At 67.1% G+C, this 15,316-nt stretch carries 14 protein-coding genes; 11 read left to right on the top strand and 3 right to left on the bottom strand.

Annotated elements, in window-relative coordinates:
* The first annotated feature begins 89 nt into the window (after positions 1-89).
* The 7 genes from AC1RRV_RS19040 (at position 90) to AC1RRV_RS19010 (ending at position 7,381) form a co-directional block, all read left to right on the top strand.
* A complete protein-coding gene (locus tag AC1RRV_RS19040; RefSeq protein WP_492861219.1) occupies positions 90-1,013 on the top strand; it encodes a hypothetical protein in 924 nt (307 codons plus the stop codon).
* Positions 1,010-1,612, top strand: a complete 603-nt coding sequence (locus tag AC1RRV_RS19035; protein ID WP_492861218.1) for a hypothetical protein — start codon at positions 1,010-1,012, stop codon at positions 1,610-1,612. The genes AC1RRV_RS19040 and AC1RRV_RS19035 overlap by 4 nt, the downstream gene beginning before the upstream one ends.
* Before the next feature lie 118 nt (positions 1,613-1,730).
* The gene (gene hdaA / locus AC1RRV_RS19030) at positions 1,731-2,435 is read left to right on the top strand and encodes a DnaA regulatory inactivator HdaA (RefSeq protein ID WP_492861217.1); all 705 of its coding nucleotides are present in this window, start codon (positions 1,731-1,733) and stop codon (positions 2,433-2,435) included.
* 302 nt (positions 2,436-2,737) lie between these two features.
* Entirely contained in the window at positions 2,738-4,954 is a 2,217-nt protein-coding gene (locus AC1RRV_RS19025; RefSeq protein WP_492861216.1) for an RNA degradosome polyphosphate kinase, read from the top strand.
* 10 nt (positions 4,955-4,964) lie between these two features.
* Positions 4,965-5,357 (top strand): hypothetical protein, encoded by a 393-nt coding sequence (locus AC1RRV_RS19020; RefSeq protein ID WP_492861215.1) that lies wholly within the window; start codon positions 4,965-4,967, stop codon positions 5,355-5,357.
* Between the two features lie 107 nt (positions 5,358-5,464).
* Complete coding sequence (locus AC1RRV_RS19015) at positions 5,465-6,952, top strand: Ppx/GppA phosphatase family protein (protein WP_492861214.1); 1,488 nt, start codon at positions 5,465-5,467, stop codon at positions 6,950-6,952.
* Positions 6,953-7,108: 156 nt separating this feature from the next.
* Positions 7,109-7,381, top strand: a complete 273-nt coding sequence (locus AC1RRV_RS19010; RefSeq protein WP_492861213.1) for a hypothetical protein — start codon at positions 7,109-7,111, stop codon at positions 7,379-7,381.
* Positions 7,382-7,613: 232 nt separating this feature from the next.
* Here AC1RRV_RS19010 and rnd read toward each other — a convergent pair whose 3' ends face one another.
* The gene (gene rnd, locus AC1RRV_RS19005; protein ID WP_492861212.1) at positions 7,614-8,783 is read right to left on the bottom strand and encodes a ribonuclease D; all 1,170 of its coding nucleotides are present in this window, start codon (positions 8,781-8,783) and stop codon (positions 7,614-7,616) included.
* Between the two features lie 124 nt (positions 8,784-8,907).
* Here rnd and purM point away from each other — a divergent pair, with 124 nt between their 5' ends.
* From purM to AC1RRV_RS18990, 3 genes are read left to right on the top strand one after another with little or no spacing between them, the layout of a single operon-like run.
* Complete coding sequence (gene purM / locus AC1RRV_RS19000; RefSeq protein ID WP_492861211.1) at positions 8,908-9,933, top strand: phosphoribosylformylglycinamidine cyclo-ligase; 1,026 nt, start codon at positions 8,908-8,910, stop codon at positions 9,931-9,933.
* The gene (gene purN, locus AC1RRV_RS18995) at positions 9,933-10,526 is read left to right on the top strand and encodes a phosphoribosylglycinamide formyltransferase (RefSeq protein WP_492861210.1); all 594 of its coding nucleotides are present in this window, start codon (positions 9,933-9,935) and stop codon (positions 10,524-10,526) included. Before purM ends, purN begins: the two co-directional genes overlap by 1 nt.
* 43 nt (positions 10,527-10,569) lie before the next feature.
* The gene (locus AC1RRV_RS18990) at positions 10,570-11,220 is read left to right on the top strand and encodes a DedA family protein (RefSeq protein WP_492861209.1); all 651 of its coding nucleotides are present in this window, start codon (positions 10,570-10,572) and stop codon (positions 11,218-11,220) included.
* A 4-nt stretch (positions 11,221-11,224) separates the two neighbouring features.
* Here the strand turns inward: AC1RRV_RS18990 and AC1RRV_RS18985 are convergent, their stop codons facing one another.
* Complete coding sequence (locus AC1RRV_RS18985) at positions 11,225-12,793, bottom strand: tetratricopeptide repeat protein (RefSeq protein ID WP_492861208.1); 1,569 nt, start codon at positions 12,791-12,793, stop codon at positions 11,225-11,227.
* 136 nt (positions 12,794-12,929) lie between these two features.
* A complete protein-coding gene (ndk, locus tag AC1RRV_RS18980; RefSeq protein ID WP_492861207.1) occupies positions 12,930-13,349 on the bottom strand; it encodes a nucleoside-diphosphate kinase in 420 nt (139 codons plus the stop codon).
* 94 nt (positions 13,350-13,443) lie between these two features.
* Here ndk and AC1RRV_RS18975 point away from each other — a divergent pair, with 94 nt between their 5' ends.
* A complete protein-coding gene (locus tag AC1RRV_RS18975; protein ID WP_492861206.1) occupies positions 13,444-15,309 on the top strand; it encodes an ABC-F family ATP-binding cassette domain-containing protein in 1,866 nt (621 codons plus the stop codon).
* Positions 15,310-15,316 lie beyond the last annotated feature (7 nt).

Here is a 15,316-nt window from a genome sequence, read left to right as displayed (position 1 = left end):
TTGACGCGAGCAAGTTACGTCGCCGCAACCATGACACTTTTCTTATAGTCAAGTTGATGGCACCGTGGCGAGTTCCGGGGGAGCCAAATATGAACGACCGCGTCAGCCTTATCCTATGTCGCTATCAGTTCGACGAAGACGGCACTCCAACTGCCTGGCGTGAGCAATTTCGAATTTTCGATCAACTAAAAGACGCCAGACCAATTGCGTATAGAAAGTCCGATCCAGGACCCGACGATTACGACACATACCTTATGCTTCCAAAGCAAAAAGATATATTTGGTTATTATTGCATTACACTGGATGTTGTTAAAGACGTCCGATTTCGACAAATCGTCAAAGCCGATCGAATTAATCAAACATTATCCGCCGAGTTTGTCGGAACTGATGAGGTCGTAAAAACACACGTCGTCATCGTCCCCGAGCTAGGCGCGCTCGCCGTCGAAGATGGCTCTGGAGACGGGAATCTTTCCGGCCAATCTGGCGCTAGCCGCTTACAAGCAATCGTCCAGGCGACGAAGAAATACTCCATGAGGATATCGCAGGCCGGCACGCCGCAAGACCTAGCTCGCGCCATTTCCACTTGGTCTTTGGACCAGTTTTCCTTCCAAGCGCGCCCCTTCAACCCGCACCCCGCCAACCCCGGTGAGATGCTGTCGGACATGCTGGCGAAAGATGAAATTGGTGAGTTTCGAGGAGTGGCCGTGCCCCGCGATGGCAGACACATCCACCCGAAAGCGAATGGCATCATCAAAGAGGCAATCGGCCTAGCTGAACACGGCTACGCAACCTATGGCGCTCGTGGCGAGACGCCCAGTGGCGCAGAGGCCGTCGTCAAAAAGCAGCCATTTAGCTATGATAGAGAGAAGAACCTAGAACGACTTCGCGGACCTCAGCAACTTAGAATATACATTGAGGCCGAGAATGAGAAAGAGAAGGAGCTAAAGTCCGTCAAAGTTATCGCAGAGTTTTTTGCTGCGGCAGCGCCACCACTTGAGGAGCCTGAGGAATGAATATTCAGGACCCGTCAAAATTACCGAGAGGCGCTAGGCGATTTCTAACTTACCTATTGCAGGATACCGCCTATGGAGTCGCCAAGCGCGGGGTGCTTTCCGCTATCCCCTTCCGCATGATCGCATGCGGGGTGGTCGGCACCCTCGCATCAGCGAAACTGAGTGAGAAATTCACAAACGACATCTCAATTTCGGTCGCTTTCTATGCGGCCGTTCTCACACTCAATGCGATACTTATGGCGGTATGCTGGGGCGCGTTTGCCAAAATATTCGATGCCATTACGGACCCTAAATTCGGCCAATGGATGCGATTGAGAAAAATGGACTCATACTACGAGTTCTATACTGATTACATTCACCTCACTCAAATGATCGCCACTACAATCGCAGCGGCTGCGCTTGCGGCATCCGTGCTTTCAGACGTACCCTATGTTGTCATCGCATCGCTATTTGGCTTCACCGTGGGCTCCACTGCCTACGCTGGGTGGTGGTCATTTGGGGGTGTTCGTATAATGCAAGATATCAGCGAACAACGAGCCAAGTACCTCGCAAATCCTGACGATGTTCAACCAATGCAAAAGGACGGCAGGCAAACCTAGCCGCCCCATCCACACCTCCCTCGCTCCATCCCCACTATCCCCAGCCCCGCCGCCTCGCCCTTCCCGCCGCGCGCGCCTATATGCTTGACCACAAGTTCACCACGCCGGGCCCCCGGGATTGTCCACCCAGTTCAGACTGCCGCTGACCGCCGCGCCGACCTATGGCCGGGACGACTTCGCCGTCTCCCCCGCCAATGGCGAGGCCATGGCCCAGCTGGACGCCTGGCCGGCCTGGCCTGAGGGGCGGCTGGCCCTGGTCGGACCGTCCGGCAGCGGCAAGACCCACCTGGGCCACGCCTGGGCCCGCGCCCACGACGCCGTCGTCATCGAGGCGGCCGATCCCGACGCGCCGCCGGTCGACCTGTCGGCCCTGCGCGGCCGGGCGGTGCTGGTGGAGGACGCCGACCGCAGGGCTCCAGGCGCCTCCGGCGCCGGGCCGCTCAATGACGAGGCGCTGTTCCACATCCTCAACATGGCCGGGGTCGACGGCGGGACCGTGCTGCTGACCGGCCGCGTCGCGCCGCTGGCCTGGGAGACCTCTGTCCCCGACCTGCGCTCGCGGCTGAACGCCCTGACCGTGGCGGCGATCGACGAGCCCGACGACGTGGTGCTGGAGGCGGTGCTGCGGCGGGCCTTCGCGCAGCGGCTGCTGAAGCCCGATCCGGACCTCTATCCCTACCTCGTCTCGCGCCTGCCCCGCTCGGCGGCCGAGGCCATCGCGGCCGCGGACCTGCTGGACGAGGCGGCGGCGGACCGCAAGCGCGAGCTGAACAAGGCCCTGGCGCGGGAGGTGCTGGGGGATTTCGAGGGGGATGAGGGGTAAGGGGGCGGCTCCCTTTCTCACATACCTCTCCCCCGCCTTCCTAGGCCTTGTGCCTAGGATCCATGGCGCGGCTTGGCGTAAAGCGTCCGAAGGGGCGCCGTCGATGCGGGCGAGCGCTGGCCTATTTGGCGGTCCCGGAACGATGGGTCCTAGGCACAAGGCCTAGGAAGGCGGGGTTTTGGGCGGCGCGGCGTCTGGACGGCCGCTCGAACACCGAGCGAATATCCATCAACTTCCCCTGTCTTCATCCCGTCACTTGCCTCGTTCACCATGGCGGAACAAAGTTCGTCTAAAGTGATGCCATGACCGACGCCGCCACCCTTCCGATCGCCGCCAATGCTCCCCAGACCGAGGGCCTGACGCTCGACGGCGAGCTGATGGCGTCGCCGGAGCGGTTCTTCAATCGCGAACTGTCGTGGCTGGCCTTCAACCAGCGGGTGCTGGAGGAGAGTGGCAATCCGCGCCATCCGCTGTTGGAGCGGCTGCGGTTCCTGTCGATCAGCGCCAACAACCTCGATGAATTCTACATGGTCCGCGTGGCCGGCCTGAAGGGCCAGGTGCGCGAGGGCGTGCGGGTGATCAGCCAGGACGGCCTGACGCCGGGCGAGCAGCTGACCCGCATCAACGCCTCGGCCTTCGACCTGATGGCCGAGCAGCAGAAGATCTGGCGCCAGGTCCGCACCGAGCTGTGGGACGAGGGGCTGAAGCTGCTCGACGCCAAGGATATCGAGGGCGAGGATCGGCAGCTGGCCGAGGACATCTTCCTCAACCAGATCTTCCCGGTGCTGACGCCGCTGGCCATCGACCCGGCCCACCCGTTCCCGTTCATCCCGAACCTGGGCTTCTGCCTGGCGCTGAAGCTGCGCCGGATCGCCGACGACAAGCACCTCTACGCCCTGGCCCCGATCCCCTCGCAGGTGCGGCGGTTCTGGGAGCTGAGCTCGATCGTCTCGCGCGGCAAGAAGCGCCAGCGCAAGATCGTGGCGCTGGAAAGCTTCATCATCCTCTTTTTGGACCACCTGTTCCCCGGCTACGAGGTCGAGGGGCGCGGCCTGTTCCGCCTGATCCGCGACAGCGACCTGGAGATCGAGGAAGAGGCCGAAGACCTGGTGCGCGAGTTCGAGGCGCGGCTGAAGAAGCGCCGCCTGGGCCGCGTGGTGCGGGTCAAGATCCAGACCACTATGCCCCAGGACCTGCGCGACTTCATCGTCGAGGGCCTGCGCGCCGAGCCCGAGGACGTGGTGCTGGTCGACGGCAAGCTGGGCCTGGCCCAGATGTCGGAGCTGATCCCGCCGGACCGTCCGGACCTGAAGTTCCCGCCCTTCAACGCCCGCTTCCCCGAGCGCATCCGCGACCACGGCGGCGACTGCTTCGCGGCGATCCGCGAGAAGGACATTCTGGTCCACCACCCGTTCGAGAGCTTCGACGTGGTGGTGCAGTTCCTGCGCCAGGCCGCGCGCGACCCGAACGTGCTGGCGATCAAGCAGACGCTGTATCGCACCTCCAAGGACAGCCCGATCGTGGCGGCCCTGATCGAGGCGGCCGACAACGGCAAGAACGTCACGGCCCTCGTGGAGATCAAGGCCCGCTTCGACGAGGAAAACAACCTCAAATGGGCGCGCGACCTGGAACGGGCCGGCGTTCACGTGGTGTTCGGCTTCGTCGACTGGAAGACCCACGCCAAGCTGTCGGTGATCGTGCGCCGCGAGGCCGACCAGACCCTGCGGACCTACTGCCACTTTGGCACCGGCAACTATCACCCGCAGACGGCGCGGGTTTATACCGACCTGAGCCTGTTCACCTGCGACCCGGCCCTGGGACGCGACGGGGGCAAGCTGTTCAACTTCATCACCGGCTACGCCAAGCCCAGCGGGCTGGAGAAGCTGTCTTTCTCGCCCCAGACCCTGAAGCCCGACCTGCTGCGGATGATCGAGGCCGAGGCCGCCGCCGCCCGCGCGGGCAAGCCGGCGGGCATCTGGGCCAAGATGAACTCGGTGGTCGACCCGCAGATCATCGACGCTCTCTACGCCGCCAGCCAGGCCGGCGTGCAGATCGACATGGTGGTGCGGGGCATCTGCTGCCTGCGTCCGGGCATCCCGGGCCTGTCGGAGAATATCCGGGTCAAGAGCATCGTCGGCCGCTTCCTGGAGCATTCGCGCATCCTGGCCTTCGCCAACGGCGGGCCGATGCCCAGCGCCCAGACGCGCCTGTTCATCAGCTCGGCCGACTGGATGCCGCGCAACCTGGACCGCCGCGTCGAGAGCCTGGTGCCGGTGGAGAACCCGACCGTCCACCAGCAGGTGCTGGACCAGATCATGGTCGCCAACCTCAATGACGAGGCCCAGAGCTGGAAGCTGGACAGCGAGGGCGACTACGCCCGCGACCCGGCCTGGAACAGCAAGGGCGCCTTCTCGGCCCACGACTACTTCATGACCAATCCCAGCCTGTCGGGCCGGGGCCATGGGGCCCGCGACCTGCCCCGCGCTTTCGACCATGTGGGCCCGAAGCGGAAGGGCTAAGCTGCCCGCCATGAGACGAGTCGCCCTTCTCCTGCCGCTGCTGGCCCTGGCCGCCTGCGTGCCCAAGCCGGCGCAACAGGCCGAGCTGTGCGCGATCCAGGCCCTGCCCTCGCGGCCGGGCGTCGACGCGTTCGACCGGTCGGGCGGCGCCGAGCTGCCCAAGATCGACCTGAAATCCCAGATGGACGGCGTGGCCTATGCCGGCAGCCTCTGGCCCTCGGCCTGGTGGGGCCGCTGCGCCAAGAAGGCCGACACCACCGACATGCTCCTGCTGGGCCCCGAGCCGTGGGCCCTGACCAAGGGCGGCCCGCGCGCCAACGGCCAGCAGATGGCCTATGGCACCTGCTACCACCAGAAGGTCGGCGGGACCTGGAAGACGGTGGCCTGCCGGATCAATCCGTAGGCTGAAGGCGCTCAACGCGTTCTCCACCAAGCCTTTCAGCCCGGCCGCCCCCACGGAAAATGGAACGCCCCGCTTCCCCCGCCGCTCGAATAGGCTAAACCAGCCGCATGCCCTCCCAGGCGCCGCGCGACGCGGCCGTGATCGATATCGGCTCCAACTCGGTCCGCCTCGTGGTGTACCGGCTGGAAGGCCGCGCCATCTGGACCGTCTTCAACGAGAAGGTGCTGGCGGGCCTGGGCCGTGACCTCGGCGGCAGCGGCCGCCTGTCGCCCGACGGCGTCGTCCAGACCCTGCAGGCCCTGAAGCGCTTCCGCGCCGTGCTGGAGGCCGTCGATCCGGCCGAGACCTTCGTGGTCGCCACCGCCGCCGCCCGCGAGGCCGAGGACGGCCCCGAGTTCATCCGCCGCGTCCGCGAGGAGACCGGCTTCAACGTCCGTGTCCTCTCGGGCGAGGAAGAGGCTCACTACGCCGCCGTGGGCGTGCTGGCGGGGGCGCCCGACGCCACGGGCGTGGTCGGCGACCTGGGCGGCGCCAGCCTGGAGCTGATCCGCCTGTCGACCACGGGCGCCGGCAAGGGCGTGACCCTGCCGCTGGGCCCGTTCAGCTTGACCAGTCCGGCCGGTTTCGACGCCGAGCGGGTGCGCCGCCTGGCCCGAGAACGCGTCGCGCCCGTCGCCGAGGACTTCCGCACCGACACCTTCCATGCCGTGGGCGGCGCCTGGCGGAACCTGGCCCTGCTGCACATGCGGCTGTCCGGCTACCCCCTGCACGTCGTCCACCAGTACGAGATCAGCGCGCCCGAGGCCCTGGCGGCCGCACGCCTGGTCGCCCATCAGTCCAAGAGCTCGCTCGAACGCATCGAGGGCATGAGCAAGAAGCGCTCGGAGACCCTGCCCTACGCCGCCGTGGTGCTGGAGGTGCTGATCGAGCAGCTGCAGCTCAAGCGCATCGAGATCTCGGCCTATGGCGTCCGCGAGGGCCTGCTGTTCGAGGCCATGCCGCCGCGTGTGCGGGGGCTGGATCCGTTGATCGAAGGCTGTTCGGCGCTCGGCGCCCGCCAGGGCGTCGCCGACGACCTGGGCCCAGCCCTGGACACCTGGATCGCTCCGGCGTTCGACACCCTGCCCTCCCTGTTCGGCGGGCGCGACGCGGTGCTGGTTTCGGCCGCCTGCCGTCTTTCCGACCTTGGGGCGCGCCTGCACCCCGATCATCGCGCCGACCTGGTCTTCGAGCAGGTGCTGCGCGCGCCGATCGCGGGCCAGAGCCACGCCGAGCGCTGCTTCCTGGCCGTGGCCGCCCACGCCCGCCACGCCACCAACTTCAATCCGCCGGAACTGGCCACCCTGGAGCGGCTGCTGAGCCCCGCGCAGCTGAAACGCGCTCGGGCGCTGGGGGCGACGATCCGACTGGCCTGCGATCTCTCGGGCCGCAGCCCCAGCCTGCTGGCCCATTCGCGCCTGACCCTGGACAAGGCTCACCTGGTCCTGGCGGCCGAGCCGGGCTTCGCCGATCTTCTGCTCGGCGAGCAGACGAACAAGCGCGCCAACACCGCGGCTCTACACTTGAACTTGAAGCCAAAGATTATCACGGGGTAAATTCAGGTATTGGCGAGCTGATACTTATGCTTAACCGGCCCTGAATTTCCTCAATACGGGGAAATCGACAAGTTGTCGCAGCATAGCGCCGGTCGACGAGCATGGTTTGTTAGCATTGCTTCCGTAGCGTGACCTCAACGACATAAGTGGAGGTCAGTGATGCTGAAGCGTAAGTTCGACTACCTGGACGCCATCGCCCCGGCTCCCGAAGGCCGCAAGCGTCCGGACCTGCGTATCGTCAATGACAACGACGCCCCGGTCGCGAGCGCCGTTCGCACGCTGCAGTCCGAGATCAGCCGCGTCTTCGCCCAAGAGAGCAAATGGTCGGTGCGCCGCACCGTCGCCCTCGGGGTGGTCTTCCACCTGGGCGTCTTCTGCGCCCTGGGGCTGGCCGCCGGCGGCGCCCTCACCCAGTTCGCCCATCACTGACACAGCTTCGCCTCCCTAGGCTCTGCGCCTAGGATCCAGGCTCGGTGTCGCCGCGTCCGCTGGTTCCCTCCCAAGGCCGGCGATTGGCGACACCAAGGGGCCCCGCCAGGCCCTGTCCTGGGTTCTAGGCCCAGGGCCTAGGGAGCGATGACCCAGCCGAGCCCGCGCGTCGAAATTCCGCGCCTACACCGGCCTCTTCTATCCACCGCTCAACGCGCCAGACCCGAAGGCCCTATTCGGCCTTCGGCGCACGCCTGACCTCGACGACGCGGACCTTGGCGCCGTCCAGCACCAGGGCCAGTTCGCCGCGCTTGATCTTCAAGGCGTCGGCCCCGAAGGCGTCGCGACGCCAGCCGGCCAGGGCCGGGGTTGTGGCGTTGTCGTCGGCGGCGATCTTTTCCAGGTCCGAGACCGTGGCGATCAGCTTCGAGGCGACGCCGGCCTCTTCGGCCCGCGCCTTCAGCAGCACCTTGAGCAGCTCGACCACGGCGCCGGCGTTTTGCGGCGGCGGCGGACCGGGCTTGTCCATGACGGGCGCGTAGCCTTCCGGATCGGCCAGGGCCGCCTTGATGGCCGCCAGCAGGTCAGGGCCGAACTTGCTGCCGCCGAAGCCCTTGGGCACGCCGCGCAGATTGTTCAGGGCGTCCAGGCTGGTCGGCGCCTGGGTGGCCAGCTCGTCGATGGCCTCGTCCTTCAGGATGCGGCCGCGCGGCTGGTCGCGGTTCTGGGCGGTGCGCTCGCGCCAGGCGGCGACGGCCTTGAACACGGCCAGATATTTCGGGGCGGTCTTGCGCGGACGCAGGCGACGCCAGGCCTTCTCGGGGTCCACGTCATAGGCGGCGGGGTCCGAGATGGCGGTCATCTCTTCCTCGACCCAGGCGAGTCGCCCACTGGTTTCGAGGCGTTCGCGCAGAATCGGGAACAGCGCGGCCAGGTGGGTGACGTCGGCCAGGGCGTAGGTCAGCTGGGCCTCGGTCAGCGGCCTGCGAGCCCAGTCGGTGAACCGGCTGGACTTGTCCAGCTCGATGCGCAGCATCTGGCGAACCAGGGCGTCATAGGCGATCTGCTCGCCGAACCCAGCCGCCATGCCGGCGACCTGGGTGTCGAACAGCGGACGTGGCATGGCCTTGAGATTGTTGAAGATCTCGACGTCCTGGCGCGCGGCGTGGAACACCTTCAGGATGCGCTCATCGCGCATCACGGCCAGCAGCGGCTCAAGGTCCAGACCTTCGGCCAGCGGGTCGATGACGGCTTCGTGCGTGGGCGACGCGACCTGGATCAGGCACAACTTTGGCCAGTAGGTCGTCTCGCGCATGAACTCGGTGTCCACGGCGACGAAAGGTTCGCCCGCAAGCGCATTACAAAACGCCGCCAGCTCGGCGGTGGTGGTGATCGGCTTCATCCGCTGCTAATAGCCTCGCGCACCCCCGAGTCTGCAAGCGTCAAGACGCGCCAAGCGGCGCCGGGGAGCAAAATTTCCGCGAGTTCGGCGGGCATATCGCCCTCCGATAGACCAGAGCGAGCGAATGAGCGATCTGCCGAACGGCCTTACCTACGCCCAGGCGGGCGTCGATATCGACGCGGGCAATGCGCTCGTGGACGCCATCAAGCCCTTGGCCAAGGCCACCCGCCGACCCGGCGCGGAAGCCAGCCTCGGCGGTTTCGGCGCCCTGTTCGACCTGAAGGCGGCCGGCTACGAGGACGCCCTGCTGGTCACCACGACCGACGGCGTCGGCACCAAGCTGCGGATCGCGATCGACGCGGGCATGCACGCCACGGTCGGCATCGACCTGGTGGCCATGTGCGTCAACGACCTGCTGGCCCAGGGCGCCGAGCCGCTGATGTTCCTGGACTACTTCGCCACCGGCAAGCTGGACATCGAGGTCGCCAAGAGCGTCGTCGCCGGCATCGCCGACGGCTGCAAGCTGGCCGGCGCGGCCCTGGTCGGCGGCGAGACCGCCGAAATGCCGGGCATGTACAGCGACGGCGAGTATGACCTGGCCGGCTTCTCGGTCGGCGCGGTCGAGCGCGACGGCGTCCTGCCCAAGCTGGACAAGCAACGGGCCGGCGACATCATCATCGGCCTGGGCTCGTCGGGTCCGCACTCCAACGGCTATTCGCTGGTGCGCCGCGTGGTCGAGCGCTCGGGCCTGGCCTGGGACGCCCCCTGCCCGTTCGAAGACGGCAAGACGCTGGCCGAGGCCCTGATGGCCCCGACCCGCATCTATGTGAAGTCGCTGCTGCCTCTGCTGCAGTCGGGTCGCGTCAAGGGCGGCGCCCACATCACCGGCGGCGGCCTGATCGAGAACCCGCCGCGCGCCATCGCCGAAGGCTTGGCGGCCGAGTTCGACTGGAACGCCTGGGCCATGCCGCCCGTGTTCGACTGGCTGGCCCAGGTCGGCGGCATTTCCGAGCACGAGATGCGCCGCACCTTCAACTGCGGCGTCGGCTTCATCGTCATCGTGGCCCAGGCCGACGCTGAGCCGGTGCTGGCGGCCCTGCTGAACGCCGGCGAGGACGCCTTCATCTGCGGCCAGATGGTCAAGGCTTGATGGCCGCAAAGACGAAAGTCGCCGTGCTGATCTCGGGCCGGGGCTCCAACATGGAGGCCCTGGTCCGCGCCGCGAAGGCGCCGGACTGCCCGTTCGAGATCGCCCTCGTCCTGGCCAACAAGCCGGACGCCGGCGGGCTCGTGACGGCCGCCGAGGCCGGGATCGAGGCGCTGTGCGTCGATCAGAAGCCCTTCGGCAAGGATCGCGAGGCCCACGAGCGCGCCATCGACGCCGCCCTGCGCGAACGCCAGATCGAAGTCATCGCCCTGGCCGGCTACATGCGCATCCTGACGCCCTTCCTGGTTGAGGCCTGGGCGGGCCGGATGCTGAACATCCATCCGTCCCTGCTGCCGGCCTATCCGGGCCTGGACACCCACGCCCGCGCCATCGCGGCCGGCGAGGCCGAGGCCGGCTGCACGGTCCACCTGGTCACGGTCGGCGTCGACGAGGGTCCGATCCTGGGCCAGGCCCGCGTGCCGATCCTGCCCGGCGACGACGACCACACCCTGTCCGCCCGGGTCCTGGAGCAGGAGCACAGGCTCTATGCTCAGACCCTGGCGGCCTTCGTGACAGAACGCCTCATCCGGGCCTGAAACCGGCCCCTGAGACGGCGTGTCGCACGTCTTGGTCAGAAACTTGTCACGCCCTCGCGCCTATATCCTGCGCATGGACGCCCTGACCGCCGACATCTTCCGCGCCGTCGCCGACAATGCCGGCCTGGCCTGCGCGGTCCTGTTCGTCATGACCCTGCTGGAAGCCCTGCTGATCGTGGGCCTGCTGGTCCCGATTTTGGGCGTCATGCTGGCCGCCGGCGCGCTGGTGGCCCAGGGCGTGCTGCATCCGGTCGAGGCGGTCCTGTGGTGCAGCGCCGGCGCGGCCGCTGGCGACGCCCTCTCCTACCTGATGGGCCGTGGCCTGGGCGGACGCCGGGCCAAGCGCCTGTTGTTCGGCGGCAAGCGTCGTCTGCTGGCCCGCGCCAAGCTCCTGACCCGTCGCCATGGCGTCCTGGCCATCGCCGCGGCGCGCTATCTGGGCCCGGCCCGCCCCTTCATCCCGATCCTGGCCGGCATGTCGCGCACGCGCCCCTGGAGCTTCCAGGTCGCCAACGTGCTGTCGGCGCCGATCTGGGTCGTCTCGCTGCTGGCCCCGGGCTATCTGGCGGCTCGCAATCTCCAGATGCTCGGCACGGACCCGGCCCTGGCCGGCGGCCTGACCCTGGCCGTGGTCCTGGCGATCGGGCTCGGCGTCATGTGGCTGAAACGCACGCCGCGTATCCGCGCCGCCTAGGCGATCACGGCGCCTTCACGCTCGCCATCCACTCAAGCAGCCGTCTGGCTTGTTCGGCCGCCAGCCCGCCATTGGGATCGGCCGAGATCGGCTTGAGCAGGTCGAAGGCCGCCTGGCCGTCCTCGGCCTTCAGAAACGCCACCGCCGCCACGATCCGGATCTTGGTCACCTCCGGCGCCAGGCTCACCGCCCGACGCAGCAGGGCCAGCCGCTCGGGCGACGGCGCGCCGCCATCGGCCATGGTCTGGGCCAGCAGGAACAGGGTCTGATAGTCATTCGGCTCGGCGGCGTCGGCGCGGGCGAGATAGGCCCTGGCCGAGGCCAGCAAGGCGGGGCGATGCTCGCGATCGGCGGCGGCCCGATAGAGTTTGCTGGTCCCCATCAGCCGCAGCGCCTCCAGATTGCTGGCGTCTTCCACCAGCAGCCGTTCCAGCAGAGCCTCGCCCTTGTCGCGGTCGCCGATGGTGATCTCGGCCCGGGCCAGGGCCTGGCGGCTGTAGCGTTCGTCCGGACGCCGCGCGACGGCCTTGCGGAAGCGGCGCAGCAGATCGTCCCGGTTGTCGCTGGGCGGCCCGGCCTTCAGCTGCTGCACCTCCAGGATCAGGTCGTCGGCGCCGACCGGCATGCGGCGGATCTTGACGGCCGGCGGCGGGCCGTCGGACCGAGAAACCGTCGTCACCACCGGCTTGGCCTGCAGGAAGGTCGCCAGCGCGTCCTCCAGCTTCTCGGGCGGCGCGCCGAAGGTCTCCGTCCAGGCGGTGCGGACGTCGCGCTCGCCGTTCTCGAGGCGCTTCAGATAGACGTCCAGTCGCGCCCTCCGTTCAGGATCCGACCAGAGATAGCGGACCAGCAGCGCCGCCCGCTCGTCGAAACGCCGACGGTTCGAGGGGGTCTCGCCGTAGCCCGTCTCGGCGATGACGTTGGCGACGCCGACCAGGCTGCCGATCACCCGGCGCTCGTCGAAGAGCGCGGGCGTCTGGCCGATCACCACCTTGTCGGCCTGGATGTCCACGGCGCTGTAATAGATGGCCGCGCCCTTGATCAGCCACCGTGGCTGGCGGAACGGGAAGTTCTCGCTGAAGAAGTGCAGCGCGTAGGCGCCCAGGATGCTGTCGTCGCCCGCCGTCCTGTCGACGGCGTTGAAGAACCGGAAATTGTCGCGAATGACGACCGCGAAGATGTCGTCGGGCTCGGCGACGTTCATCGACAAGGACGAGGCCGGCGCATCGGGCAGAAAGCGGCGATAGGTCAGGTTCTCGGTCAGGTCCGGCTCGATGGGCCGAACCAGATAGATCGGGTACTTGCGCGGCGGCGGACCGCCCTGCTTGCCGTAGAGGGCGCGCAGCGTCTGGTCGAGCGCTTCCAGGTCGTTGACCACGCGGCGCAACACCTCGGCGCTCTCATCGGAATAGACGACGACATGCTCGCTCTCGGCCCGCAGCCACCGGCCGCTGGCCTGGGGCGAGACGACGACGTCGTCGACGGAGGCGGCTTGAGCCTGGGCGGCGCTCTGAGACCCTGCGAACAGCGAGGCCGCTGCTAGGCTTGACGCGATAATCCCCCGAACCGGCAAACCCGCCCTCCCCGCGCGACTCTGGTCAGCGGCCGCAGAATAGGCACGCGGCGCCGGATTTCGCATGTCACCCGCGCAAACAAAAAGGCCGGAGCTTTCGCCCCGGCCTTCTCGCTATCGATAAGGCGGAAAAGCCTTAGCCGACGATTTCGTCTTCGGTGAAGAACTGGGCGATTTCGATCGCGGCGTTCTCCAGGCTGTCCGAGCCGTGGACCGAGTTTTCGCCGATCGACAGGGCGAATTGCTTGCGGATGGTGCCTTCGTCGGCGTTGGCCGGGTTGGTGGCGCCCATGACTTCACGGTACTTGGCGACGGCGTTGTCGCCTTGCAGCACCTGGACCACGACCGGCTCGGCGGTCATCTGGCCGACGAGTTCGCCGTAGAACGGACGCTCGGCGTGCACTTCGTAGAACTTCTTGGCTTGGGCTTCGGTCAGCTTCACGCGGCGCTGAGCGACGATGCGCAGGCCGGCGGCCTCGATCACAGCGTTGATGGCGCCGGTCAGGTTACGACGGGTGGCGTCCGGCTTGAGGATCGAGAAGGTGCGTTCGGTCACGAGATATCTCACACGAAGAGTTTTGAATTGGGAGGTTGCGGGCTTATAGCCGTGCGCCTCCTCCCCGCCAACCCCGCCGCGTAACCTTCATAAAATGCTTCAGATCCGTGACCTGACTTTCAACGCGTGGGGACGCAAGTTCTTCGACAACGCCAGCGTCAGCCTGCCGCCCGGCGCCAAGGTCGGCCTGATCGGCCGCAACGGCGTTGGCAAGTCGACCCTGTTCAAGCTGATCCTGGGCCAGCTGCACGCCGGCGACGACGAGATCAGCCTGCCCAAGGCCGCGCGGATCGGTTCGGTGGACCAGGAGCACCCGGCCACCCCCTTCACCCTTCTGGAGACGGTGCTGGAGGCCGACGAGGAGCGTCACGACCTGCTGACACGGCTGGAGACGGCGGATCCCGAGGAGATGGGCGAGATCTGGGCCCGGCTGATCGAGATCGACGCCGACGCCGCCCCCGCCAAGGCCTCGGAGATCCTGGTCGGCCTGGGCTTCAGCCAGGACGACCTGGCCCGGCCGATGAGCGAGTTCTCCGGCGGCTGGCGGATGCGCGTGGCCCTGGCCGCGGCCCTGTTCGCCGAGCCCGACATGCTGCTGCTGGACGAACCGACCAACTATCTCGACCTGGAAGGCGCGCTTTGGCTGGAGGCCCGCCTCCAGAAGTACCCGCACACCGCCCTGATCGTCAGCCACGACCGCGAACTGCTCAACAACAGCTGCACGCACATGCTGCATCTGGCCGGCGGCAAGCTTGAGCTCTACACCGGCGGCTACGACGACTTCGAGGAGCGCCGCGCCGAAAAGGCTCGCCTGCAACTGTCGGCCAAGGCCAAGCAGGACGCCGAACGCGCCCACCTTCAGGCCTTCGTCGACCGCTTCAAGGCCAAGGCCTCCAAGGCCGCCCAGGCTCAGTCGCGCATGAAGCGCCTGGCCAAGATGCAGCCGGTGGCCACCACGATCGAGGAGCGCGTCGCGCCCTTCACCCTGCCCTCGCCGCCGCGCCCGCTGCCGCCGCCGCTGATCCGGTTGGAGCGCGCCAATGTCGGCTACGAGGAAGGCCGCTCGATCCTCAAGAACCTCAACCTGCGCATGGACCTGGACGACCGCATCGGTCTCCTGGGCGTCAACGGCGCGGGCAAGTCGACCTTCGCCAAGATGATCGCCGGCGCGCTGGGCGTGCAGTCGGGCGAATTCCACCGCGACCGCAAGATGCGCGTGGGCTGGTTCCACCAGCACCAGATCGAGGCGATGGATCCGGTGGACACCCCGCTGGAGATCATCCGACGCGCCATGCCGGACGCGTCGGAAAGCTCGCGCCGCTCGAAGCTGGCCCAGTTCGGCCTGGGCTTCGAGAAGCAAGAGACCACGGTCGCCAACCTCTCGGGCGGTGAACGCGCCCGCCTTCTGCTCAACATGGTGGCGATGGACGCGCCGCACATGCTGATCCTCGACGAACCGACCAACCACTTGGACATCGACAGCCGCCGGGCCCTGCTGGACGCGCTGAACGACTACGAGGGCGCGGTGATCCTGATCACCCACGACCGCTCTCTGATGGAGCTGGTCGCCGACCGCCTGTGGCTGGCCGCCGACGGCACGGTGAAGCCGTTCGACGGCGACATGGACGACTACGCCAAGTTCGTGCTGGACCGCGCCAAGCAGGCCGTGAAGCCGACCCAGGTGGCGCGCGAGCCCGAAAAGGCCGCCACGCCCGCCGCCAAGAAGGTCCCCATCGAGCCCCTGCGCCGCAAGGTCGAGGCCGCCGAGCAGGTCATGACCCGTTGCGCCCGCAACCTCGCCGAACTGGACGTCCAGCTCGAGGACCCGGACCTCTACGTGAAGAACCCGGGCAAGGTGGCTGAGCTGACCAAGCGCCGCGACAACGCCAAGTCCAAGCTGGACGAGGCCGAGGTGGCGTGGATGGGTCTGGCCGAGGAACTGGCGGCCGCCGAGGCCTGATCGCTCC

The sequence above is a fragment of the Caulobacter sp. GW821-FHT11E10 genome, assembly GCF_058808375.1.
This window is presented reverse-complemented; position numbering and strand designations above follow the sequence as displayed.